Origin of the sequence: Phytoactinopolyspora halophila, assembly GCF_003287285.1 — a bacterium.
Lineage (GTDB): Bacteria > Actinomycetota > Actinomycetes > Jiangellales > Jiangellaceae > Phytoactinopolyspora_A > Phytoactinopolyspora_A halophila.
This window is the reverse complement of the sequence record NZ_QMIG01000017.1, coordinates 1-22,240: the sequence shown is the minus strand read 5'-3', so window position 1 is coordinate 22,240 and position 22,240 is coordinate 1. Positions and strand designations below refer to the sequence as shown.

Annotated in this window: 14 protein-coding genes and 2 CRISPR repeat arrays; of the genes, 13 read left to right on the top strand and 1 reads right to left on the bottom strand. The window is 64.0% G+C overall.

Annotation, left to right across the window (positions count from 1 at the left end):
• Positions 1 to 38 precede the first annotated feature (38 nt).
• The 4 genes from DPM12_RS15080 to neuC are packed head-to-tail and all read left to right on the top strand — an operon-like array spanning position 39 to position 4,408.
• Positions 39 to 1,004, top strand: a complete 966-nt coding sequence (locus tag DPM12_RS15080; RefSeq protein WP_211659012.1) for an SDR family NAD(P)-dependent oxidoreductase — start codon at positions 39 to 41, stop codon at positions 1,002 to 1,004.
• Positions 1,001 to 2,146 carry a DegT/DnrJ/EryC1/StrS family aminotransferase gene (locus tag DPM12_RS15075; RefSeq protein WP_112259169.1) on the top strand — a complete coding sequence of 382 codons (1,146 nt, stop codon included), beginning with the start codon at positions 1,001 to 1,003 and terminating at the stop codon, positions 2,144 to 2,146. Before DPM12_RS15080 ends, DPM12_RS15075 begins: the two co-directional genes overlap by 4 nt.
• Positions 2,147 to 2,186: 40 nt before the next feature.
• On the top strand, positions 2,187 to 3,239 hold the full coding sequence (locus DPM12_RS15070) for an NAD-dependent epimerase/dehydratase family protein (RefSeq protein ID WP_112259168.1): 1,053 nt from the start codon (positions 2,187 to 2,189) through the stop codon (positions 3,237 to 3,239).
• Positions 3,239 to 4,408: a UDP-N-acetylglucosamine 2-epimerase gene (gene neuC, locus DPM12_RS15065; RefSeq protein ID WP_158542905.1), complete on the top strand. Its 1,170-nt coding sequence runs from the start codon at positions 3,239 to 3,241 to the stop codon at positions 4,406 to 4,408. Before DPM12_RS15070 ends, neuC begins: the two co-directional genes overlap by 1 nt.
• Here the strand turns inward: neuC and DPM12_RS15060 are convergent.
• Positions 4,405 to 5,130 (bottom strand): acyltransferase, encoded by a 726-nt coding sequence (locus tag DPM12_RS15060; RefSeq protein ID WP_112259166.1) that lies wholly within the window; start codon positions 5,128 to 5,130, stop codon positions 4,405 to 4,407. The two genes, neuC and DPM12_RS15060, sit on opposite strands and share 4 nt — an antisense overlap.
• Positions 5,131 to 5,626: 496 nt before the next feature.
• Between DPM12_RS15060 and DPM12_RS15055 the strand changes: the two genes are divergently transcribed.
• The 9 genes from DPM12_RS15055 to cas2e all read left to right on the top strand — a co-directional run bounded on the left by DPM12_RS15055 (position 5,627) and on the right by cas2e (position 19,505).
• Positions 5,627 to 7,000: a PKD domain-containing protein gene (locus tag DPM12_RS15055; protein WP_158542904.1), complete on the top strand. Its 1,374-nt coding sequence runs from the start codon at positions 5,627 to 5,629 to the stop codon at positions 6,998 to 7,000.
• A gap of 411 nt (positions 7,001 to 7,411) precedes the next feature.
• A CRISPR array of direct repeats spans positions 7,412 to 9,941; the repeat unit is 28 nt; unit sequence GTGCTCCCCGCGCACGCGGGGATGATCC.
• Positions 9,942 to 10,338: 397 nt separating this feature from the next.
• Positions 10,339 to 13,236 (top strand): CRISPR-associated helicase Cas3', encoded by a 2,898-nt coding sequence (gene cas3 / locus DPM12_RS15050; RefSeq protein WP_211659011.1) that lies wholly within the window; start codon positions 10,339 to 10,341, stop codon positions 13,234 to 13,236.
• Positions 13,223 to 14,857, top strand: a complete 1,635-nt coding sequence (gene casA / locus DPM12_RS15045; protein ID WP_112259163.1) for a type I-E CRISPR-associated protein Cse1/CasA — start codon at positions 13,223 to 13,225, stop codon at positions 14,855 to 14,857. The genes cas3 and casA overlap by 14 nt, the downstream gene beginning before the upstream one ends.
• Entirely contained in the window at positions 14,854 to 15,564 is a 711-nt protein-coding gene (casB, locus tag DPM12_RS15040; protein WP_211659010.1) for a type I-E CRISPR-associated protein Cse2/CasB, read from the top strand. Before casA ends, casB begins: the two co-directional genes overlap by 4 nt.
• A gap of 13 nt (positions 15,565 to 15,577) precedes the next feature.
• Complete coding sequence (gene cas7e / locus DPM12_RS15035) at positions 15,578 to 16,699, top strand: type I-E CRISPR-associated protein Cas7/Cse4/CasC (protein WP_112259162.1); 1,122 nt, start codon at positions 15,578 to 15,580, stop codon at positions 16,697 to 16,699.
• Complete coding sequence (cas5e, locus tag DPM12_RS15030; protein ID WP_112259161.1) at positions 16,696 to 17,424, top strand: type I-E CRISPR-associated protein Cas5/CasD; 729 nt, start codon at positions 16,696 to 16,698, stop codon at positions 17,422 to 17,424. The genes cas7e and cas5e overlap by 4 nt, the downstream gene beginning before the upstream one ends.
• 1 nt (position 17,425) lies before the next feature.
• A complete protein-coding gene (gene cas6e / locus DPM12_RS15025) occupies positions 17,426 to 18,169 on the top strand; it encodes a type I-E CRISPR-associated protein Cas6/Cse3/CasE (protein WP_112259160.1) in 744 nt (247 codons plus the stop codon).
• Positions 18,166 to 19,119, top strand: coding sequence for a type I-E CRISPR-associated endonuclease Cas1e (gene cas1e, locus DPM12_RS15020; protein ID WP_112259159.1), 954 nt, complete (start codon positions 18,166 to 18,168; stop codon positions 19,117 to 19,119). The genes cas6e and cas1e overlap by 4 nt, the downstream gene beginning before the upstream one ends.
• A complete protein-coding gene (gene cas2e, locus DPM12_RS15015) occupies positions 19,116 to 19,505 on the top strand; it encodes a type I-E CRISPR-associated endoribonuclease Cas2e (RefSeq protein WP_112259158.1) in 390 nt (129 codons plus the stop codon). The genes cas1e and cas2e overlap by 4 nt, the downstream gene beginning before the upstream one ends.
• A 128-nt stretch (positions 19,506 to 19,633) precedes the next feature.
• A CRISPR array of direct repeats spans positions 19,634 to 20,210; the repeat unit is 28 nt; unit sequence GTGCTCCCCGCGCACGCGGGGATGATCC.
• Positions 20,211 to 22,240 lie beyond the last annotated feature (2,030 nt).

Here is a 22,240-nt window from a genome sequence, read left to right as displayed (position 1 = left end):
GGGAGCGCGTGGTAAGTCTCGCGGACAAGCGTGTGTTGGTGACGGGAGCTGACGGATTCATCGGTAGTCATCTGGTTGAGCGGTTGCTGGACGAGGCGGCCAAAGTCTCGGCCTTCTGTATCTACAACTCCAACGGTTCTTTCGGCTGGCTCGACGAGCTGGACAGCGAGCGGCTAGCAGATATTGACGTGCGCCTCGGCGACATCCGTGATGCCAGAACCGTGCAGCAAGCAGTGGCGAACGTCGACGTGGTGTTTCACCTGGCAGCTCTCGTGGCCATCCCCTACAGCTACGAGAGCCCAGCATCGTTCGTGGACACGAATGTCACCGGCACGCTGAACGTGCTCGAAGCTGTCCGAGACCGTGGCGATGTTCGGATGATTCATACTTCCACCAGCGAGGTCTACGGGACGCCCGAGTCGATTCCCATCACGGAGGCACATCCACTGCATGCGCAGTCGCCTTACGCGGCGTCGAAGATCGGCGCTGATCAGTTGTGCGAGGCGTATGCCCGCTCCTTCGATGGCGATGTATTGATCTTGCGCCCGTTCAACACCTATGGACCCCGCCAATCTGCCCGTGCCGTGATCCCCACCATTCTGGGTCAGCTCCTCTGTGGTGCGACGACGGTCCGGCTGGGCAGTCTCAGCCCACGCCGGGATCTGACGTATGTGACGGACACGGTGGATGGATTCGTTCGTATCGCCACTTCGGAGCTCGTCTCGGGCTCTGTGCTGCAGCTCGGTACGGGAGACGCTGTCTCGATTGGTGAGCTGTTCTCCGCCTGCTGCGACGTCACTGGCGTCGAAGCGCAGGTGAGTACCGATCCGGAACGGATCCGCCCGCCCGCCAGCGAAGTGCAGGTCCTGTTGTCCGAACCGAGCACGGCCAAAGGCGAACTGGGCTGGCAGGCGACATGGACGTTGCGAGACGGTCTGGCGCAGACGGCGCGATGGCTCGAACCTCGGGTGGACGCAGTGCGTGCCGGGAGGTACCAGCGATGATTCCCTTGATCGAGCCGGCACTGGATGGCAACGAGTCACACTATCTCCAGGAATGCATCGCGAGTGGCTATGTCTCGTCGGTCGGTCCGTTCGTCGAACGATTCGAGCGCCAGTTCGCCGAAGCCGTGGGGGCGCGACATGCCGTGGCCTGTTCGAGCGGTACGGCGGCACTTCACGTCGCCTTGCGCGTGGCCGGTGCGGCGCCGGGTCAGCTCGTTGCGGTCTCCGATTTCACGTTCATCGCATCTGTGAACGCCATCAGCTACACGGGCGCCGACGCGTTGCTCGTCGATAGCGAATCGACGACATGGAACATGGACACCGAGCGGCTGCACGACGACGTCGTCCGGCGAGCCCGTGACGGTGAGCAGATCCCAGCCGTTATCGAGGTCGTGCATGTACTGGGGCATCCCGCACAGCTCGAACCCTTGCTGGATCTGCGAGATCGGTTCGGCATCACGATTGTCGAGGACGCCGCAGAGTCATTGGGAGCGTCATGGAGTGCCGGTCAACTAGCTGGCAGGCAAGTCGGCACGGCCGGTGACATTGGGTGCTTCTCGTTCAACGGAAACAAGATCATGACTAGCGGTGGCGGCGGGATGATCACGACCGACGACGCCGATCTGGCAGCGCGTGCCCGGCACCTGACGACGCAGGCGAAGCTTGCGACCGGACATTACGTCCATGACACCGTCGGCTATAACTATCGCCTGAGCAATCTAGCTGCCGCCGTGGGGCAGGCACAGCTCGAGCGTCTCGACGCCTTCCTCGACGCGAAACGTGCAATCGCGGAGCGCTATGACGACTGGCTCTGGCCACTTCCCCTCACGCCCGCACCAGCGGCCTCGTGGGCAGACCCTTCATATTGGCTCTATTCGGTGCTGCTCGACGACGAGCCCGTAGACGTCGACCATGTGGTGGTCGCCCTGGCAGAGCTCGACGTGCAGGCGCGGCGACTGTGGCCGCCAATTCACCGACAGGCGCCCTACAGGTCAGCAGAACGTCTCGGCGGACGGACGGCCGAACACATATACCGGAATGGCCTGTCACTGCCGAGTTCCGTGAGCATCACCCCGGACGAACAGCTCACCGTCGTCAACGCCCTGACCAAGACGCTGAGCGACGCGTCATTCCGGAGATGACGATCCCCAGAAGCCTGAGACGCCTTGAAGGAGACGGCTGATGACGAAGGTACTGGTGACGGGTGTGGGCGGTCGGATCGGATCGTCGCTCACCCAGCATTTACTACACGACGGGTATGACGTGCGCGGGATGGTCCGACCTGACGGAAGGCGCCCCGACCGAGAGATTGCTCGCGATATCGAGATTGTCGAAGCTTGGCTGACAGATACCGAGGCTCTGGGACAGGCCGTTGCCGGTACTGACATGGTGGTGCACTTGGCCGCACAGATGGGAATCGGAGACACCGACCCGGAGCGGTACTTCGACATCAATGTTGGCGGCACACTGCGACTTCTCGAAGCCGCTGTGAACCAGCGCCCTCCCGTTCGCCGATTCGTCTTCACCAGCACGGACAACACGTATGGACCGGCATATCCACAGGCACAGCCGATTACCGAAGAAAGCCGGCAGGTTCCAGGCGATTACTACGGAACGTCGAAGGTACTCGCCGAGCGGCTTGTGCAGAACTATCACAAGCTGTACGGGCTGGAGTACACGATCCTTCGCTTGGGCTCGGTCGTCGCCCCCAATGAGGCGACAGCGCTGTTTCGTCATACGTGGACGCGTGCATTCCTCGCGGCGCACTACGCAGCGGGCAGGCGGAGCAATCTGTGGCCGCTCCTTGCCAACCAAGGCGATCCCACGCTGCTCTTGGACACCGCCGTCGGATCGCGCGACGACAACCCCGCGATAGTTCTGACCGGTCCAGACAAGATGCCCTGGTCGTTACACCTCACCGACGTTCGTGACGCCGTCACAGGAATCGTCCTGGGTATGGAACGTGACGCGGCGGCCAACGATGAGTTCAACATCATCGGTCCGAACACCACCACATGCGACGACGCGGCGGCGGCCATCGCACGGCATGACAGCCAGGCTGAAGCCGTCACCGTCCAGATGCCAGTGAAGTTGGCTTTTGAGTTGTCGATAGCGAAGGCGAGGCGCACGTTGGGCTATACACCGGCCTGGGATTTCGAAGGAATGTTGAGCACTGCGCTGGATCGAGACGTGCGATCGCAACCCCGAGACTATGTGCCGGTAGGAGCGGCATAGTGCGTCGTGTTTGTGTCTTTACGGGCTCGCGGGCGGACTATGGGCCGCTGTTGGCGGTCATCCGGGCACTCGCGAACGATCCGGACATCGATCTGCGCCTGCTGGTCACGGGCGGCCACCTCGTGAGAGAGCAAGGCTTGACCGTGCGGCAGATCGAGGCCGACGGATTCGTCGTCGATGAACAGGTAGACGTCGTGTTAAGCAATGACACGCCGTCGGCCGTCGCCAAGTCGCTGGGTCTGGGAATCATCGGCTATACGGACGCGCTGGATCGAATGCAACCGGATGTCCTGCTCGTGCTCGGCGATCGCTACGAGGCGCTAGGCGTCGTGATTGCTGCGAACCTGCGGCTACTGCCGGTCGCTCATATCAGCGGTGGCGAACTGTCCTTTGGTTCCACGGACGATTCGACGCGGCACGCCATCACGAAGCTCGCCAGCGTGCATTTCACCGCCAACGAGGTTTTCCGGCGCCGGGTGATCCAGATGGGCGAGGATCCCGGCCGCGTTCACGTGACAGGGGTGCCAAGCATAGACACCATCATGTCGGTGGAGCTTCCTGCCCGCGACGAACTCGAATCTCTTTTGGGTATTGAGCTGCGAACACCGTTGTTTGCCGTGACGTACCATCCCGCCACGGCTGATCTCGAAGGTAGTCGTCAAGGCGCGGCTGGACTTGTGGAGGCACTGGAAACATTCGCCGAGTCGACGGTTGTGGTGACGGGCACCAACGTGGACCAAAGCCGGACGCACGTACTGGAGCCGATCAGCCGCTATATCGACAAGCACGCGGAAAGCGCGCTCACCATGCCGTCACTCGGCCAGACCGCGTACCTGAGCTTGGTCAAGCATGCCGACGTCGTGATCGGAAACTCGTCGAGTGGCCTCATCGAGGCTCCGGCGCTGAAAACACCGACGGTGAACATTGGAACACGGCAGGATGGCCGTCCCCGTGCGGCGTCAGTGATCGATTGCGACGAGACTGCCCCGAGCATCGGGAAGGCTATACGCCGGGCGCTGACCTGGGAGCATCACGAACGCACGCAGGAAGCACATTCGCCGTTTGGTGACGGCCAGGCCGCCGTGCGGATCGTCGACGTTCTCAAGAACGTTCGCCTGGATACCCTCGTGCCCAAGGCATTCGTCGACCTGCATGGTGGTTCCGGCTAGGTAGGCACCACCGGGTCGTCAGCGGACGCGGCCTCACGATCCCGCAGTCGCCTCGCCGGCACCCCGCCGTAGATGCCGTACGGCTCCGTGTCCCGAGTCAGCACGGCTCCGGCACCAATGATGCAACCTTCCGCGATCGTCGTGTTCGGCGTGACGGTGGCGTTGGCGCCGATCCAGACGTCGTCGGCGATGGTGATCGGTCCGCCCTGGCTGCGGACGCGTGCCATTGGTTGCGCGTGGATGCGAGGATCATGTTGCACCGTCGAGAGGACGACGTTGGCTGCGATGTTGCAGTACCTACCGAGCGTCAGGCGGTACTTGCCATATAGGGCCGCGCCCGCGGCGACGTGGGACCCTTCGCCGACCTGGATCCGGCCGTCGGAATGACCGGTGGACATGTAGGCGTTCGGGAATAGATCAACGTGGTCGGCAAGCACGAGTTCGCCGGAGCCTTGTATGAAGCACCTGGGGTAGAGAGTGACGTTCGAACCGAGGGTCACGCGTGCCGCCCCCATACAGTAGAACCCGTCACATATTCTCACGTTGGTTCCTACATCGAATAATTCTGGACGCTCGATGTGGACATCATTCTCGACGATGACATCGTTGCCACAATGCGCAAATAAGGAAGCATAATCAGTAGACATCTTTAATTCTTTCTTGTTGACATCGCTCGATTGAACATCGGCGCCAGGGCAATAGTGGCCGTGGCTGGTCGACATACTATTTTGCCCCTGATGTTGTGTTGTGTGCAGGGGGCTCCTTCGACTCCGCAGGTTGTTCCCGCGCGCGAAAGGCAAAATATTGAATCCTCAGAGGGCGGTTGCGGAGCCACATGGTCGGGCGTATGATGCGATTAATAAAATTCAAGTTTCAGTAATGCGAAATGAAGGGGGTGGGAATGGTGAGAGGTGCTGATTCAGTGTCAAATATCCACATAAGAGCCGAATTGTCATTATCGAGAAAGCTTCATGATTTCGGCTGAAGTTCCGCTGGAGATCGTGATGGGCGCCGGTAGCGGACGGGCGTTCTTGTCATTTGAAGCGATTCTTCGGGTGGGCTTTGTGGGCGGGGCCGAAGTGCGGTGAAAGTTGCTGATCTTGGCCCGTCTCGTTCCTTGCCGGAGCGGAAAATCGTGCTCGATAGCGGCTGGGCCGGGTGATGAGCACGCGTGATGATCGCAGATCCTATACACAGCACGTACCAATAGGTGATCGAATGATCCTGAATAAGGTTCAGGCTACGGGTCCCTGGCCAACAGTTTTCGAGTTGGATCTTGGTGAGGCTGCGCAGCTGAATACCTCCAATGGAACGACTGTTATCAAGCCTATCGACATCGAATATCACACAGAACCCGAATACTGGGTCGACGGAATCCACGACAATCGAATCATCGCGGCGGCGATGGTTACGGTCGAAGTGGATGGCGAGCCCATGGTCCTATGCTGTCGGCCAGGCGTCCTTCCTGTCACCGTGGGCGGCGTGCGTCTGATGGTGGAGACGGTGGGGAAATGGGCACACGGATTTATACAATATCGCCCTCTGTACCATGGATACCAGGACGTATGTTTCTCGGTGATCGAGGCGGGGCTGCCGTGGGCTCCGGAAGATATCATGTTTCCGATCGCCAACTACAGGTGGAGAAGCAGCACATACCACAACACGTGGGGATCGATGGTCCCGTTCAATTGTGTGTACTACCAACGTGGTGAAGATCTGGGAGCGATCCCGGATCGACTCTCCGTGGTGGCTATGCGCGATGGCACGGTGGTGAAGGCGCCGAGGCCCGGAGTGGCCCAGGACTACAACCCAGTCACGCAAGACGTTGGCGATGGTGCCCAGATCAGATACTCACACATGAACATCGAGTACCTCAGGACCGACGTGGTGGCTGGCACCGAGCTGAAACGTGGCGAACACATCGGCCTGACCGGGCAAACGCGTATCGGCGCCCGCAAACTGCTGTATGAGCCGCGGTTGAACGTCGAGCTGTACCTCGACGAGATCCAAGTGAACCCCTATCCGATGCTCATCGAATCGTACTTCCGAACGTATCCGGACGAGGTTCTTGCATTGGCCGGCAATTTCGGTCACGTCCGCACGAACGGTACCTACCGGCTGGATGCCAGCCGCTCGGTGGCGCGGCCAGGTTCGGAGATCGTCGATTACGAGTGGCACCTGCACGATGGCAGCGTCGTCAAAGGCATCTATGCCGACGTTCACTACGAGCGGCCCGGGTACTACGCGGAAGAACTCGTCGTGCGGACTGCTGATGGCGCCGAGGACTGGGACGCGATCTCCGTGCGTGTCTACGCGCCGACCTGGAGTAAGAAGATTGCGCGCGGCTGGGCGTATTACTCGCCCAGCCGTGAGATCAGACCCGGCACGGAGGTCGAATTCTGGACCTGCCTTCTTGACGTCAACAACGTACTCATCGACTTCGGCGACGGATCACCGGAACAGCCCATCGGGGCCTTCGACTCGATTACCCACACCTACGAGGAACCCGGCCTGTACATGGTGAGTGTGAGCGGCGAGGGTCCGAAGAAAGAGCCCGCCCAGGTGAAGATGCGCTTGCGCGTCGAGCCATAAGTCGTGGACGCACCCACACTCATCGGCGGTTACCGGGCGTAAACGCTCGGTTACCGCCGATGACGTATTAGAGGTCAAATTCGCGTTCAGGCTCGATAGACGCAGCAAACGTTGAGCCGCACTGGGAGCTCCTTGTGTGTGGGGCTGCCCGGCGCATCACGCTGGCAGCCCTTCACGAGGTTGTGACCGACGGGTGCCCAGCTTCCCCTGGCCGAGCCATCCACCTCAGCGTGTTCGTCAGCTACGCTGCCGACAACTGATGAACCTCAGGAACGCTTCTTGATTCGATCACATGGTGCAACGCTCGCCTCGCTCGGGTACGGGTCTGACCGGGATCGAGATGAGCGCGGCGATCGACCAAGACTGACTAAAATTCGGGGTACTGGCGTATATTGCTGCTGGTCAACAAGTGTGCTCCCCGCGCACGCGGGGATGATCCCAAGTGCCACTGTGACAATACTTCCCAGCAGATGTGCTCCCCGCGCACGCGGGGATGATCCGTTACCCAAACGAACGCCAGCTCGGCGAGTATGGTGCTCCCCGCGCACGCGGGGATGATCCGATTCGCCAGATAATTCGCCTGCCCAGCAAAATGTGCTCCCCGCGCACGCGGGGATGATCCCAGCAGGCGGTCGTGCCAGTCCAGCGCGTCGATGTGCTCCCCGCGCACGCGGGGATGATCCCCGACCACTCGCTCCCGGCAGCATCGGTGAAACGTGCTCCCCGCGCACGCGGGGATGATCCTCAGCAGTCATCCACCCCACCCCCGCATCGATCGTGCTCCCCGCGCACGCGGGGATGATCCTTCTCCGAGGACCTGCAGGTGCTGCTCGACGAGGTGCTCCCCGCGCACGCGGGGATGATCCCCAGTGCAGCTCGGACAGGGACAGCACGGGGGAGTGCTCCCCGCGCACGCGGGGATGATCCCCTCTCGTGCAGCCACCCGCCGGCGCTCTGGGTGTGCTCCCCGCGCACGCGGGGATGATCCCAGGCGGCCGACAGCGTGGGCGGTTCGGCGGGCGTGCTCCCCGCGCACGCGGGGATGATCCCGGGCCACCGGCCTGGGGTGTCCGGTGGCCCGTGTGCTCCCCGCGCACGCGGGGATGATCCCGATCACCTGTTAGTTTGGTACCACGTACCAAGGTGCTCCCCGCGCACGCGGGGATGATCCTTCCTGGAGAGACGTTCTACATTGATACGTCCGGTGCTCCCCGCGCACGCGGGGATGATCCCTGGCGCGGCTGCAACAGCTGAGCGTCGACAAGGTGCTCCCCGCGCACGCGGGGATGATCCGAAGAGCCTGGCGTTGTTATGTTAGATGGTGATGTGCTCCCCGCGCACGCGGGGATGATCCGGCTGGCCGAGCTGGGCGCGCCGCAGACTCACTGTGCTCCCCGCGCACGCGGGGATGATCCCATGCCCAAAATCCACGGCAAAACAAACCACGCGTGCTCCCCGCGCACGCGGGGATGATCCACGGGGACTTATCTCTTATCCAAATCGGGTTCATTGCTCCCCGCGCACGCGGGGATGATCCGAGCGCCAAACTACGCGGTGTCGCGTTGACAGCGTGCTCCCCGCGCACGCGGGGATGATCCTTATAAACCTGGCGTTTGGCCTGTATCAATTTTGTGCTCCCCGCGCACGCGGGGATGATCCTTAGAAGTTGCTGTCGCTATCGCTCTTGGTGAAGTGCTCCCCGCGCACGCGGGGATGATCCCTCCGCACCCGACGTGGCCACATCACCGTCGAAGTGCTCCCCGCGCACGCGGGGATGATCCCTGGACGCCACGTGAGGTGGAAGGCGACATGGCGTGCTCCCCGCGCACGCGGGGATGATCCTCTCGAAGCGTCGTTGATCGGCTTGGCTGGCGGGTGCTCCCCGCGCACGCGGGGATGATCCGGCGACAAGGAACGGATCATCCCGCTACACGAGGTGCTCCCCGCGCACGCGGGGATGATCCGCGATCGTCAGTGATGCATCCTGGTTTCGCGTAGTGCTCCCCGCGCACGCGGGGATGATCCTAGTTGGTGACGAGACCGACGACGAGACCAATTGTGCTCCCCGCGCACGCGGGGATGATCCCCGTTTGAGCGCCGGCACCACCAAACCAGCAGAGTGCTCCCCGCGCACGCGGGGATGATCCTGCACCATGCCGTGTCAACACGTGACCCTGATTGTGCTCCCCGCGCACGCGGGGATGATCCCAGGTCCGGCCACCGCAGCCCGATCAGCCCGCTGTGCTCCCCGCGCACGCGGGGATGATCCGTCGGGATTTGCGAGCCGGCTGGTATTGGTGACGTGCTCCCCGCGCACGCGGGGATGATCCCCCGGACTCGGAGACGATGAGGCGGTCGCTGTCGTGCTCCCCGCGCACGCGGGGATGATCCGGCATGGCATCAGAATCGCCCCAGTCAACGGGGGTGCTCCCCGCGCACGCGGGGATGATCCTGGCGGCTGGTTGCCGTCGTTGGTGTTGTTTCCCGTGCTCCCCGCGCACGCGGGGATGATCCGACACCGGTGGGTCGTCGTACACGTCGCTGTCAGTGCTCCCCGCGCACGCGGGGATGATCCGGCGCCCCCGCTCGACCCGCCGCCCGACATGACGTGCTCCCCGCGCACGCGGGGATGATCCGTTCTTTCTCGATTTCGCGGCGCGCCAGAAACGGTGCTCCCCGCGCACGCGGGGATGATCCTCGGACACTCTCCGCAGTACACGCGGCGCACTCGTGCTCCCCGCGCACGCGGGGATGATCCGGGGCTGAGGGCATTGACAGCGCGGAAGTTGTGGTGCTTCCCGCGCACGCGGGGATGATCCACAAACACGTGATTCGATGCTTGATGCTTTGTCGTGCTCCCCGTGCACGCGGGGGTGATCTTCCGGCGAACGTGCTCATGGATCGATCCCTCCTGTGCTCCCCGCGTGCGCGGGGATTATCCGTCGCAGAAGTAGCACTCGTCATCGCGGGGTACGTGCTCCCTTCGGTGGGGATGATCCCTCACCGCACTCGGCCAGATGACCCGGTCGGCCCATGCTCCCGCGTAAGGGGATGGTTCTGTCGGACCAGCAACACACATCGCACTGTCCCGCCGGATCCAAGCGTTCAAATACGATGATCGGCACGAAAATACAAGAGACTGAAGGGCTTGTTTTCGTGTAGCTCATCTACCAATCTACGGAGATCGCGGTCGTCGTATCCGTGCGATGAGCGAGTTGTGTCCGGGGTGGGGCATAACGTCGAGGCGTCTGCAGGGCCGCAAGAGGGGAAGGTTCTGTGGTCGCCGAACGACAGATGACACAGCAACGCGCCGAGGGGGTTCGGTGGGGGATCGATCTTTGAGCAGTGCCGCTCGGTCGGTGTGGGCGAAGTCCCCGAATGAGCGGGGGGAGTGGCTGCCGCTGTGGCAGCACATGGACGACTCGGCCGACGTCGCCGGCCAGCTCTTCGACGAGTGGCTTTCGCGCAACGTCGTCGATCTCATCGCTGCCGAGTTCGCGGGCGATGTCGTCATGGCCCGTACGGCGTGCCGTTTTCTTGCTGGCGTGCACGACATCGGCAAGGCAACGCCCGCGTTTGCGGTGCAGCACACCCTGCTGGGGCAGCAGATGAGCGGGTTGGGGCTGTTCACTCCGGCACACAAGAACGAGCTGATGGAGCGCGAGCGCGCTCATCACACGGTGACGGGACACCACATCTTCAAGCGCTGGCTTCGTGACCGTGGATGGCCGGGACGCGCGGCCGAGGCGTGGGCCGTCGTGCTCGGGGGTCATCACGGGACTCCGCCCGAGCCGGTCGACCTGGATTGCACGCCCCGGGCCTACCCGAAGCTGTATGGCGAAGGGCTCTGGTGCGACGTCTGGGACGAGCTGCTGGAACGTCAGGCAGGCCGGACCGGAGCCGTGGAGCATCTGGAGAAGTGGGCAGATGTCAAATTCTCCCAGCAGGCCCAGGTACTGCAGACCGGGCTGGTGATTCTGGCCGACTGGATTGCCAGTAACGAGGAACTCTTTCCGTTTCACGCCGACGACCTGCCTCACGTCACCGACCGCACCGACCGGGCGCGTCGCGCCCTTCGATCTTTGCGCCTGCCGGTGCCGTGGCGTGCAGCGCTGCCGCACACCACGACCGAGGAGTTGTTCACCAGGAGATTCGCATTTCCTGACGGCGCGACACCGCGCCCGGTTCAGGCGAGCACCGTCGACGTCGCCGGGGAGATGTCAGAGCCGGGTCTGCTCGTCGTCGAGGCACCCATGGGGGAGGGCAAGACCGAGGCGGCGCTGGCAGCGGCCGAGATCCTGGCGAGCCGCTGGGGCGCCGGCGGCCTGTTCGTCGCGCTACCGACCCAGGCCACCAGCGACGCCATGTTCGCGCGAGTAGTCGACTGGCTCGACGCAATCGGTGCCGATCACCAGCAGATCGGCGGATCGATCATGCTGGCTCACGGGAAGAAGCAGTTCAATCGTCTCTTCCGGGGTTTCGTCTCGGCCGGTCGGACGCGTGAGATCGATCGTGACCAGCAGGTCGGCGGCAACCGGCGGCGCAAGGAGCCGGCGCACCGCGTCGTCGCGCATTCGTGGTTGACCGGCCGGAAGAAGGCGCAGCTGGCCAACTTCACTATCGGCACGATCGATCAGCTGCTGTTCGCCGGCCTGAAGGCGCGGCATCTGATGCTGCGGCATCTGGCGCTGGCCGGCAAGGTCGTCGTGATCGATGAGATCCATGCCTACGACGCGTACATGAACTCGTACCTGCTGCGGGTGCTCACGTGGCTCGGTGCCTATCGCGTTCCCGTCGTAGCGCTGTCGGCAACGTTGCCCGGGTACCGGCGCCGGGAGCTGGTGGAGGCGTATCGGCGAGGCCGGGCGCGAGCAGTAAGTGGCACCGCTGACGATGTAGGCGCGAGCGACGCCGAGGCCACTGGCTCGAACGCCGAGACCACTGGCGCAACCGGCGAGATCGATGGTGACATCGGCTACCCGGTGTTGACCTGGACGGACGGCAACGACGTCCACACGCGGGTAGCTGAACCGTCGGGACGTGGCACGTCGGTCCATGTGGACGCCCTGGAGTGCGACGAACACGGCGACGACTCAGCGTCACTCATCGCGATTCTGCGTGACAAGCTTTCCGGTGGCGGAACCGCGCTCGTGGTACGCAACACCGTGAACAGGGTTCTGGCGACCGCCGAGTGGCTGGAGGATGAGTTCCCCGGCGAGATCACGGTGACGCATGCGCGTTTCATCACGGCGGACCGGGTGCGCAACGACGAACGGCTGCTCGACCTGTTCGGCTCGCCGTCGCGTGCCGTGCACAGGCCAACACGCCACATCGTCGTCTCCTCGCAGGTGGTCGAGCAATCGCTCGACGTCGACTTCGATCTGCTGGTTACCGATCTCGCGCCGATTGATCTGGTGTTGCAGCGGATGGGACGGCTGCACCGGCACCAGCGGGGTGTGGATCAGACCGACCGGCCGGCCAAGCTTCGCACGGCACGCACATATATCGGCGGCACCGACATGTCACGAGATCCACCGGCGTTGGAGCCGGTCGCCGCGCGGTACGTCTACGACGCCCACGTGCTCTATCGCGCTGCCGCCGTCCTGACGCCGCGGCTGGGTGGTGTTGTCGAGCTCCCGGCTGACATCGCGCCGCTGGTCCAGCGGGCCTATGGCGGCGAGCCCGTCGGCCCGGACAGCTGGCAGGAGGCCATGGCCGGGGCCGAGCAGACGTCACGAGAGTCCAGCAGGCGGCGCGAGGACAAGGCAGGGCATTTCCAGATCAACGATCCGGCGAAGCCCGGCAAGGCGATCGTCGGCTGGATAACGGCGTCGGCCGGCGAAGCCGACGAGGAGGCGCAAGGCCAGGGCCAGGTCCGTGACGGTGCGCCGAGCCTGGAAGCGATGCTGGTGCAGCGTAGCGCCGCGGGCGTGCTGCACACACCATCGTGGCTGGCCGAGGAGGGCGGGCGCGAGATCCCGGCAGACGACGTGCCGCCGGACGACCTCGCCGAGGTCATGGCGGCCTGTGCCATCCGGCTGCCGCTGACGTTCAGCAACGCCGACGCCGAGGAAGAGCTGTGGAGCGCGACCCCGCCGTCGTGGGAACACTCGCACTTGATCTTCCGCTTGCCGGCACTCGTTGTCGACGAGCACGGGTGGGCAGAGATCAACGGCCGTCGTGTCCGCTACACGGCAGCGAGGGGACTGGAGGTGTTTGCGGATGACGGCGGATGACGGCGGCTTCAACCTGCTCGACGAACCGTGGATCGTGGTGCTCACACCCCATGGCGACGAGAAGCAGGTGTCGGTCCTCGAGGTGTTCGAGAAGGCGCCGGATCTGGTCACGATCGGTGGCGAGGTGCCCACGCAGGGGTTCGCTATCACCCGGCTGTTGCTGGCGTTCCTGCACCGTGCGATCGACGGGCCCGAAGACGGCGACGACTGGGAGGAGCTGTGGCGAGCCGGCTCGCTGCCGATGGAGGAGATAACCACATACGCCGGCCGCGTCCGGCACCGGTTCGATCTGTTCGACGCGACGCAGCCGTTTTTCCAGGTGCCCGGCCTTCGTAGCGCCAAGGATGAGGTCAGCGGGCTGGAGAAGATTGTCGCCGACGTGCCGAACGGCGCGCCGTACTTCACGACGCGCTCAGCTGCCAGCTTGGAACGCATCGAGGCTGCCGAGGCTGCGCGCTGGCTAGTGAATACGCAGGCGTTCGATCCCTCTGGGATCAAGACCGGCGCGGTCGACGATCCGAAAGCCAAGGGCGGCAAGGGCTACCCGATTGGCCCGGGATGGAGCGGGCAGATCGGAGGCGTCCTCCCCGAGGGGCGGAACTTGCGTGAGACGTTGCTGCTCAACCTCATCGGCCGCGAGGCATCGGATTACGTCCGGATCGGTGGCCGGGACGACGTGCCGCCGTGGGAACGCGACGTCGACGGCCCGACATGGGACGAAGATCGCCCGCCGGCGGGTGCGATCGACCTTTACACGTGGCAAACCCGCCGGATCCGGCTGGTGGGCGATCGGCGGGGCGTCACCGGTGTCGTACTGGCGAACGGCGACAAGATCCAGCCACACAACCGGAACCCGGTGGAGCCGCACACCACCTGGCGGCACAGCGAGCCGCAGAGCAAGAAATTCAAGCAGGTCGTCTACATGCCACGGGTGCACGATCCGAGCCGCTCGGTCTGGCGAGGTCTGGGCGCGATGCTGCCCTCGCTGTCGGGACGGCGAACGAGCGGGCAGGAACCCCGGCCGTCGCTCGCGCCGGGTGTCCTGCAGTGGATCAGCGATCTCGTCCGTCGCGATTCCCTGCCGGAGGACTACCCGGTGCGCAACCGGATCGTCGGCGTGGAGTACGGCCCGCAGAGCGCGACGTTCGCCGAGATCGTCGACGACGTGCTGGCCATGACGGCTGCCCTGATCAACGAGGAGAGCGTCGAACTCGGCCGGACGGCCGAGGGAGCAGTGCAGGACGCCGAGAACGTGGCGTACGCGGTGTGGACCCTGGCCGACAACATCGCGCAGGCAGCCGGTGCCGAGCGGGGTTCAGGCGCGGGTGATCGGCCCCGCGAGGCCCTGTATGCCGCGCTGGAAACGCCGTATCGCAGGTGGCTTGGCGAGCTGCGCTCCGGCACCGATGCCCAGCAGGCGCGGACGTCGTGGCAGTTGACAGTGCGTGATGCGTGCTGGCCGATCGTGAATGAGGTGCTGGAGTCGGCCGGTCCGGCCGCCTGGAGGGGACGGACGATCAACAGTCGGCTGGTGAACGTTTCCGTCGCCGAAGCCTGGTTCCGCGCTTCGCTGCGCAAGCACCTGGCGCTGGCCTTTGCAACAGACGAGGAGACGCAATGACGACGACCGACACGGCGGCGGAGATGACGACCGATACGGCGGCGGAGACGGCTACGAAGACGGCGGTGGCACCGCAGCAGCGACACCGCCGCATGAGGGCTTTGGGATCGGCGCTGCAGTGGACGATCAGCAAGCTGCAACGCGAGTATCTCGAGGGCCGGCCCGCGGCGCGCGCCGAGCTGGCGCGCCTGCGCCGTGGCCTGGGCAAGCCAGCCGGAAGCGTCCCGGAGATCTGGGAGACGACCATCGGTGCGGTACCCGAGCAGCTCGCCGGGACTGACGAGCACGCCAGCCGGGCCGAGCAGGCAGCCCACGCGGCCCTCACCCTCTACGCGGTGCACCAGCAGTCGAGGCAGGATGCCATGCACGTACCCGGTACCTCCTTCGGCCGCGCCGTTCGATATCTGGCCAGCCGTCCCGAGGTGAGCGAGGACGCCGTCGAACGGCGGTTCATGGCGGTCGCCACGGCAGAGACGATCGACGAGATCCTCGTCCACGTTCGCGGCCTCGTCACCCAGCTCAAGGCATGCAGCATCGGCCTGGACTATGCCGCCTTCGCCGACGACATCCACGGCCTGCTGACTCCCGGCTGGGCAACGGGCGTACGGCTGACCTGGGGTCGCGACTTCCACCGGGTGCACGTGCCGTCGAGCAGCGAGACGGCCGACGACGCGCCCTCCACCAGCACAGACAGCGACGACGAGTAGGGGAGCACCAGCCATGAGCCGCACGATCATCGACGTTCACATCTTGCAGACCGTCCCGCCGAGCAACCTCAACCGTGACGACACCGGCAGCCCGAAGACCGCCGTGTACGGCGGCGTACGCCGCGCCCGGGTATCGAGCCAGGCCTGGAAACGTGCCACCCGGGTGGATTTCCAGGACAAGATCGACCCATCCGAGCTGGGAGTGCGCACACGCCGCGTCGTCGAACTGCTGGCGGAAGAAATCCGCAGGCAGGAACCGGCGCTGGAAGAGCGCGCGCACGAGCTGGCCGTCGCCACGTTCAAAGCGGTCGGTATCGAGGTGAAGGCACCGAAAAAGGACGCCACCGAGGAATCCGGCTACCTGGTCTTTCTCAGCCGCCGCCAGATCGAGAGCCTGGCGCGCGCGGCAGTCGAGGCGTCGGACACCGACGACGTCGGCAAAGCTCTGAAGGAGGCAAAGGTCAAGGATCTGGCCGACCGCGACCATTCGATCGCGATCTCGCTGTTCGGCCGGATGGTCGCTGATCAGGCCGACCTGAACGTCGACGCATCGGCACAGGTCGCGCACGCGATCAGCGTGCACCCGGTAGAAACCGAGTTCGACTACTTCACCGCGGTCGACGACACGAACCCCGAGGAAGAGACCGGTGCCGGAATGATCGGCACGGTCGAGTTCAACTCGTCCACGCTGTACCGGTACGCGACCGTCGACGTGAACCGGCTGGCGGAGAACCTCGGCGACGTATCGGCCACCCGCCGGGCAGTGGAAACATTCGTCGAGTCGTTCGTGCGCTCCATGCCAACGGGCAAACAGAACACGTTCGCCAATCGCACGCTGCCGGAAGCCGTCGTCGTGATGGTGCGTGACAGCCAGCCGGTCAACCTGGTCGGCGCCTTCGAGAATCCGGTGCGTGAATCCGAAGTTGAAGGCCGGATCAAGCGGGCGTCGCAGGCCTTGCGCGACGAGGCGAGCGAGATCGAGCGAGCGTACGCGGAGTCGCCGGTGGCGAGCTGGGTCACCCGGGTCGGCGACGACACGTCGAGCCTGGACGACCTCGGTGGCAGCGTGCCGTTGGGCGATCTCGTTTCCAGCCTGGGCACCGTCGTCGAGTCGCGCCTGGGATCCGGAGAATGAGTGTCGTCGCGCTACGACTATGCGGCCCGCTGCAGGCGTGGGGATCCGGGAGCAAGTTCGTGCGCCGCACGACCGAGCTGGCGCCGACGAAGAGTGGCGTCGTCGGCCTGGTCGCGGCGGCGAAAGGTCTGCGCCGCACTGATCCACTCGGAGAACTGCCGGGCCTGCGGCTGGCGGTCCGTATCGATCAGCCTGGCCGGTTGCTACGTGACTTCCAGACCGCGCAACAGCCCCGCAAGGAACGGGACGGCTCGGTGACCTGGAAATCGTTGCCGTTGTCCGAGCGCTACTACCTCGGCGACGCCGCATACCTGGCCGTCCTCGAAGGCGACCAGGCCCTGGTGGAGCAGATCGATGCCGCCGTGCGCAGCCCGGCGTTCCCGCTCTACCTGGGCCGGCGATCCTGCCCACCGGCTGGCCCCGTCGCACTCGGTATCTACGACACTGACCTGGCCACGGCGCTGGAGACGGTGCCGTGGCTGGCGAGCAGGCACCATCAGGCCCGGCATCGCGCCGGCCGGGTGCAGCTGGAGACCATCCGTGACGCCCGTCCGGACGAACCGGGCGCGGAGCGTATCCACGACGATCCAGTGAGCTTCGATCCGAACCGTCGAATGTATGCGTGGCGCTCGGTGCTGCGGGACAGCGTCGTCGTCGACAACCCCCGGGGCGTGGGTGACGTGACGCCCGAGCATGACCCCATGCCTGTGCTGGGAGGAGGCTGACGTGTTCTTGACCAGGATGCCGATCAATCCGGCGCGTCGCGGAGCGCGGCGACTCATGGCCTCACCGCAGGCATTGCATGCGGCCGTGCTCGCGGGATTCGCCGAACCACCCGCCGCCGAAGACGGGCGAGTGCTGTGGCGGCTGGACTCGTACGGAAAGCACCGCGTGCTGCTGTATGTCGCGAGCCCGAATAAACCGGACTTCACGCACATCGTCGAGCAGGCCGGCTGGCCGACCACGCAAGCATGGGAGACCCGGCCATACGATGATCTGCTCGATTCGCTGCAGGTAGGGAAGCAGTGGCACTTTCGCCTCACGGCGAACCCGGTGCACTCCGGGCGCCGGGAGGACTGGACCGACACGAAACCGCTGCCGCACGTCACCGTCAAACAACAGGAGAAGTGGCTGCTGGATCGGGCGTCGCGGCTGGGATTTCGGGTGTTGCCGACGCGATTTGGCCCGGCCGACGGCGCCGCAGGGGCGGAGCCCGACGTCGCTGAAGCGGAGCCGGACGTCGCCGTCGTCGATCGTTCCATCCGGCGGTTCAAGCGCCGGGGCACCCAAGTCACCGTGGCGATGGCGACGTTTCAAGGCAAGCTCGAGATCACCGACGTCGACGCGATGCGGCACACGCTCACTCACGGTGTTGGCCGAGCCAAGGCATACGGGTGCGGCCTGCTCACACTGGCACGTCTAACTGTCAACGCAGCCGAGGAGAGCGACGTTGCGGTGAGCTCGGCATGAACACGATCGGCTTCCGCCCGACCGAGCCACGAGAACTCACCCGGGCCGTCGACCGCATCTCGTTTCTCTACTTGGAGCGGTGTGTCGTCAACCGGGACAGCAACGCGATCACGGCGACGGATGAGCGAGGAACGGTCCACATTCCGGGCGCGTCGGTCGGAGCGTTGCTGCTCGGCCCCGGCACGACGATCACTCATCAGGCCATCACGCTGATGTCGGACAGCGGATCTACCGTCGTCTGGGTCGGGGAGAGGGGCGTGCGTTACTACGCGCACGGCACATCCCTCGCCCGGACATCCCGGCTGCTGGAGGCGCAGGCGGCAGCAGTGAGTAACCCCAAATCACGGCTACGCGTCGCGCGCGACATGTACGCGATGCGCTTTCCCGACGAGGACGTCTCGTCGCTGACCATGCAGAAGCTGCGGGGACGCGAAGGCGCGCGCGTGCGCCGGGTCTACCGCGAGCATGCCGAGCGTACCGGCGTGGAGTGGTCACGGCGTCACTACGACCCGGAGGACTGGGAAGCCGGCGACCCGGTGAATCAGGCACTCTCGGCGGCCAACTCGGCACTGTATGGAGTGGTGCATGCCGTCATCGTCGCGTTGGCATGTTCACCTGGGCTGGGGTTCATCCATACCGGGCATCACCGATCATTCGTCTACGACATTGCCGACCTGTACAAGGCCGAGCTCACCATTCCCATCGCATTCGACGTCGCGGCCGAAGAAGAAGGCGAGATCGGCGGTGTGACCCGGCGACTGGTCCGGGATGCGCTGCATGACGGCAAGCTGCTCGACAGGTGCGCGCGTGACATCCGCCGCCTGCTGTTACCTGACGAGCCGGACGATGTGGCAGACGACGGCGGTGACGTCGACTTCGACGACGTGTCGCTCTGGGACGAATACGTGCTGTCCGTGCGTGGCGGCGTCTCCTATGGAGATGCGTCATGACCATCGTGGTTCTGACGGCCGTACCGCCAGGTTTACGGGGACACCTGACCCGATGGCTGCTGGAGATCAGCCCAGGCGTCTTCGTCGGATACGTCTCTGCACGGGTACGGCAGCACATGTGGGAACGAGTGGTCGAGTTCGTTGAAGACGGCCGTGCACTGCTGGTCTATGCCGTGAGCGGTGAACAGCGGCTGGCCTTCGAGGTACACGGACACGACTGGACCCCCGTTGACTATGACGGCGTCATGCTTATGCGACGCCAGACCGCGCCGGACTACGTTCCCGCTCCATCAGCGCCGATGCGCCAGCAGCGGGCCGGATCGACAGCGTCCGATGAGACGGTGTGGAAGCGACGCGACGCACGCAAGAAGTTCCGCAAGAAGTAGTGTCGCCACTTCCGAATGCCCGCTACCGTTATAGTTGATCTTCGAGAAGCCGGAGATCGCCGTCTGGGATCTTGACAAGAGTGACTCAAAATCGGGTAGCCCGCGCACAACGACCCTGGTCAAAAAGGGTGCTCCCCGCGCACGCGGGGATGATCCGACGATCCGCAATCGCCACGGGTTACTCTCTGCGTGCTCCCCGCGCACGCGGGGATGATCCCCGGCTCGTCCGGTCAGGTCACTGGAATCCGGAGTGCTCCCCGCGCACGCGGGGATGATCCCTTCGACATTGATATCGGAGACGGGGCCACCCAGTGCTCCCCGCGCACGCGGGGATGATCCTTCAATGGCTGGTCACGCGCTCCGGAGCCGAGGGTGCTCCCCGCGCACGCGGGGATGATCCCCGTTTGAGCGCCGGCACCACCAAACCAGCAGAGTGCTCCCCGCGCACGCGGGGATGATCCGGCTCACAAGCCTGCGGATAAGTCTCGGCGGGCGTGCTCCCCGCGCACGCGGGGATGATCCTTGGTCAGGAAACTGGCTTAGAGTCTGTAACAGGTGCTCCCCGCGCACGCGGGGATGATCCAGCGGCGTCCGAGAGGCGGGCCACTTTGCGGTGGTGCTCCCCGCGCACGCGGGGATGATCCTTCCTCCAGGAGCTTTCTCAGCTCGTCGGCGACGTGCTCCCCGCGCACGCGGGGGTGATCTGTCTACGGTCGACATGTAGATGCTGGTCCGCCTCAACGATGATCGATGTAGAGTTTCGGCGTTTCGTGTGCGGAGAATAGGCCGCTATAGCGACTTGAATTCCGCACACCCGCTTCACTTCGATCATGAACCGCCGCGTCCGCGAGGGCAACAGTGCTCCCACGTGGGCTGATCTCGCGGAGGGGTGTCTGCGAACACCAACAACGAGCGTCGTGCCTGCGCTCTCCCAGAGATGCACGATGCGCAAATGGCTCTATGGGATGATCGATGACTCCTGGCACGGCTGCCGGAACTGACTTCTTGGCTCTGCGGAACGTCCAGAGCCCGTGGAGCCCTTCTGGACGTTCCACAGAGCCAAGAAGTAGGTGATACTTGGGCGAGAGCGATGATCTCGCCCGAGGGTAGGGCTCAATCACGTGCGAAGCAGGCCGGACCGTTGATGTCTTTGGGGCGGCCGGGATCTGATCGTGCGTGGGACGGGATTGATCATGTGTGGGGCGGAATATGCGAGACGGTGTGGAGTCTCGTGAGACGGGAGTCCAAGCGCCGCAGTGATCATCTGGCGACAGGTAAGTTCATGTGGCGTTCCGGGCGACTCTTGAGGGGTTCCGGACGCCTCTTGAGGGCCTTTCTCTCACGGTTCCACTGTTCGAGACATGTGGCGTGCCGTTGAACGCGATGCTGACCCGTCTTTGCGCTACCTTTCACATGTAACACGTCAAGACCCGGAAGATCTCTTATGTATTACATGGGGCGTCGAATGCGGTCTTTGATGCACATTATGTAGTGCAGAAATTCTCGCACATTCCGTTGAATGAAAGGATGCGCGGATATCGGCACATTGTTATTTGATCCTGTCGCGCTGCATTTGTATTAGCCGCGAATCAGAGAGGCACGCAGGTGACGGAATTTCGCTAGTCGATATCCGAGATCGTTGCGAGTGCAGGTGTGGTCTTCTCATATTTATGCGGCCGGTCAGGCTGGAAGGCGCCATGCATCCCATGAGCTGGAGAGTTGGCACGAGGAGGGCTGGTGGCGAGAGCTGGCGACGCACCGGCGCAAGAGAGACTCAAGCGCAAGGCCTGATGGGCTTGAGTGCGCCTTGGCGTGGGATTTCACCTGGCTGTCGACGTGCAGCATGCGGCTCGGCGAGGCGCCCGACCTGTCGACTGCGCACCAGTCTTGTCGAGGTGTCAGATCCAGGTCAGGTGCAAGGGGCGGAAGCGCTACTCAGAGGCGTGTTCAGGCGGCCTCGGGCAGCATTTCGAGCGGGGCGGACACCGGTAGCACGGTGACGGAGCCGAATCCGGAACACGGAGTGCACAGTACTTCCTCTTCGCCATGAGGCGTGAGTTGGCCCGTGACGTACCCGAGGACTCGTCGCGCGGATTCGGCCTCAACGTAGGTCTTGAAGCCGTCGTCGATTAGCCGGTCCTGGCACTGGTTGCAGCAGATGACTAACACGCCGGCCTCCTACCCTGTGATTCGGAAGTTCCTGCGTTAAATAAATATGTAAGCCATGGGAAGGGGATTCTCAAGAGGCGGAACTCATATTCCACTGGAATCTGACGCTTCGTGGTCTCCTATCACCTGTGGTTCCCGGCTGGCGAGACGAAGCATCAACTCAATGAGACAAACGACGTGTAGGCCAGTATCCTGCCTGGCAGCTCCGTGATCAATTTCTTCGGCAACTTTTGGGTGCATTTCTCCGCTGTGACTGCAATGTGACTCATCCGCACAATATTTCTTAGAGCGAAATACCTCTGTATTCGTGCAAGTAGAAATGTGCCGTGCTCGCAAGCTAGCGCGGTGACGGGGAGCGAATCGGGAGCTCGGTAGCGCCGAGTCGGGAGGCGGGGCCGAGCCGAGCTGTCAACCAGCCGACCGGGGCAGAGATCTTCCCCGCACACGTGGGGAGAAACGGCAGGCGGAGTTCGACATTCTTTATGGTGAGGGATCTTCCCCGCAGTAGTGCCCCATAGAGTGGTGTAGCGCTGGTGGCCAGCCTCGTCGCGGACGTAGGCGCGGTC

What these genes read in the sequence shown, in the direction of transcription:
- DPM12_RS15075 (WP_112259169.1), top strand. Translation starts at nt 1,001, where the DNA reads ATGATTCCCTTGATCGAGCCGGCACTGGATGGCAACGAGTCACACTAT.
- DPM12_RS15070 (WP_112259168.1), top strand. Translation starts at nt 2,187, where the DNA reads ATGACGAAGGTACTGGTGACGGGTGTGGGCGGTCGGATCGGATCGTCG.
- DPM12_RS15060 (WP_112259166.1), bottom strand. Translation starts at nt 5,130, where the DNA reads ATGTCGACCAGCCACGGCCACTATTGCCCTGGCGCCGATGTTCAATCG.
- DPM12_RS15055 (WP_158542904.1), top strand. Translation starts at nt 5,627, where the DNA reads ATGATCCTGAATAAGGTTCAGGCTACGGGTCCCTGGCCAACAGTTTTC.
- casA (WP_112259163.1), top strand. Translation starts at nt 13,223, where the DNA reads ATGACGGCGGATGACGGCGGCTTCAACCTGCTCGACGAACCGTGGATC.
- casB (WP_211659010.1), top strand. Translation starts at nt 14,854, where the DNA reads ATGACGACGACCGACACGGCGGCGGAGATGACGACCGATACGGCGGCG.
- cas7e (WP_112259162.1), top strand. Translation starts at nt 15,578, where the DNA reads ATGAGCCGCACGATCATCGACGTTCACATCTTGCAGACCGTCCCGCCG.
- cas5e (WP_112259161.1), top strand. Translation starts at nt 16,696, where the DNA reads ATGAGTGTCGTCGCGCTACGACTATGCGGCCCGCTGCAGGCGTGGGGA.
- cas1e (WP_112259159.1), top strand. Translation starts at nt 18,166, where the DNA reads ATGAACACGATCGGCTTCCGCCCGACCGAGCCACGAGAACTCACCCGG.
- cas2e (WP_112259158.1), top strand. Translation starts at nt 19,116, where the DNA reads ATGACCATCGTGGTTCTGACGGCCGTACCGCCAGGTTTACGGGGACAC.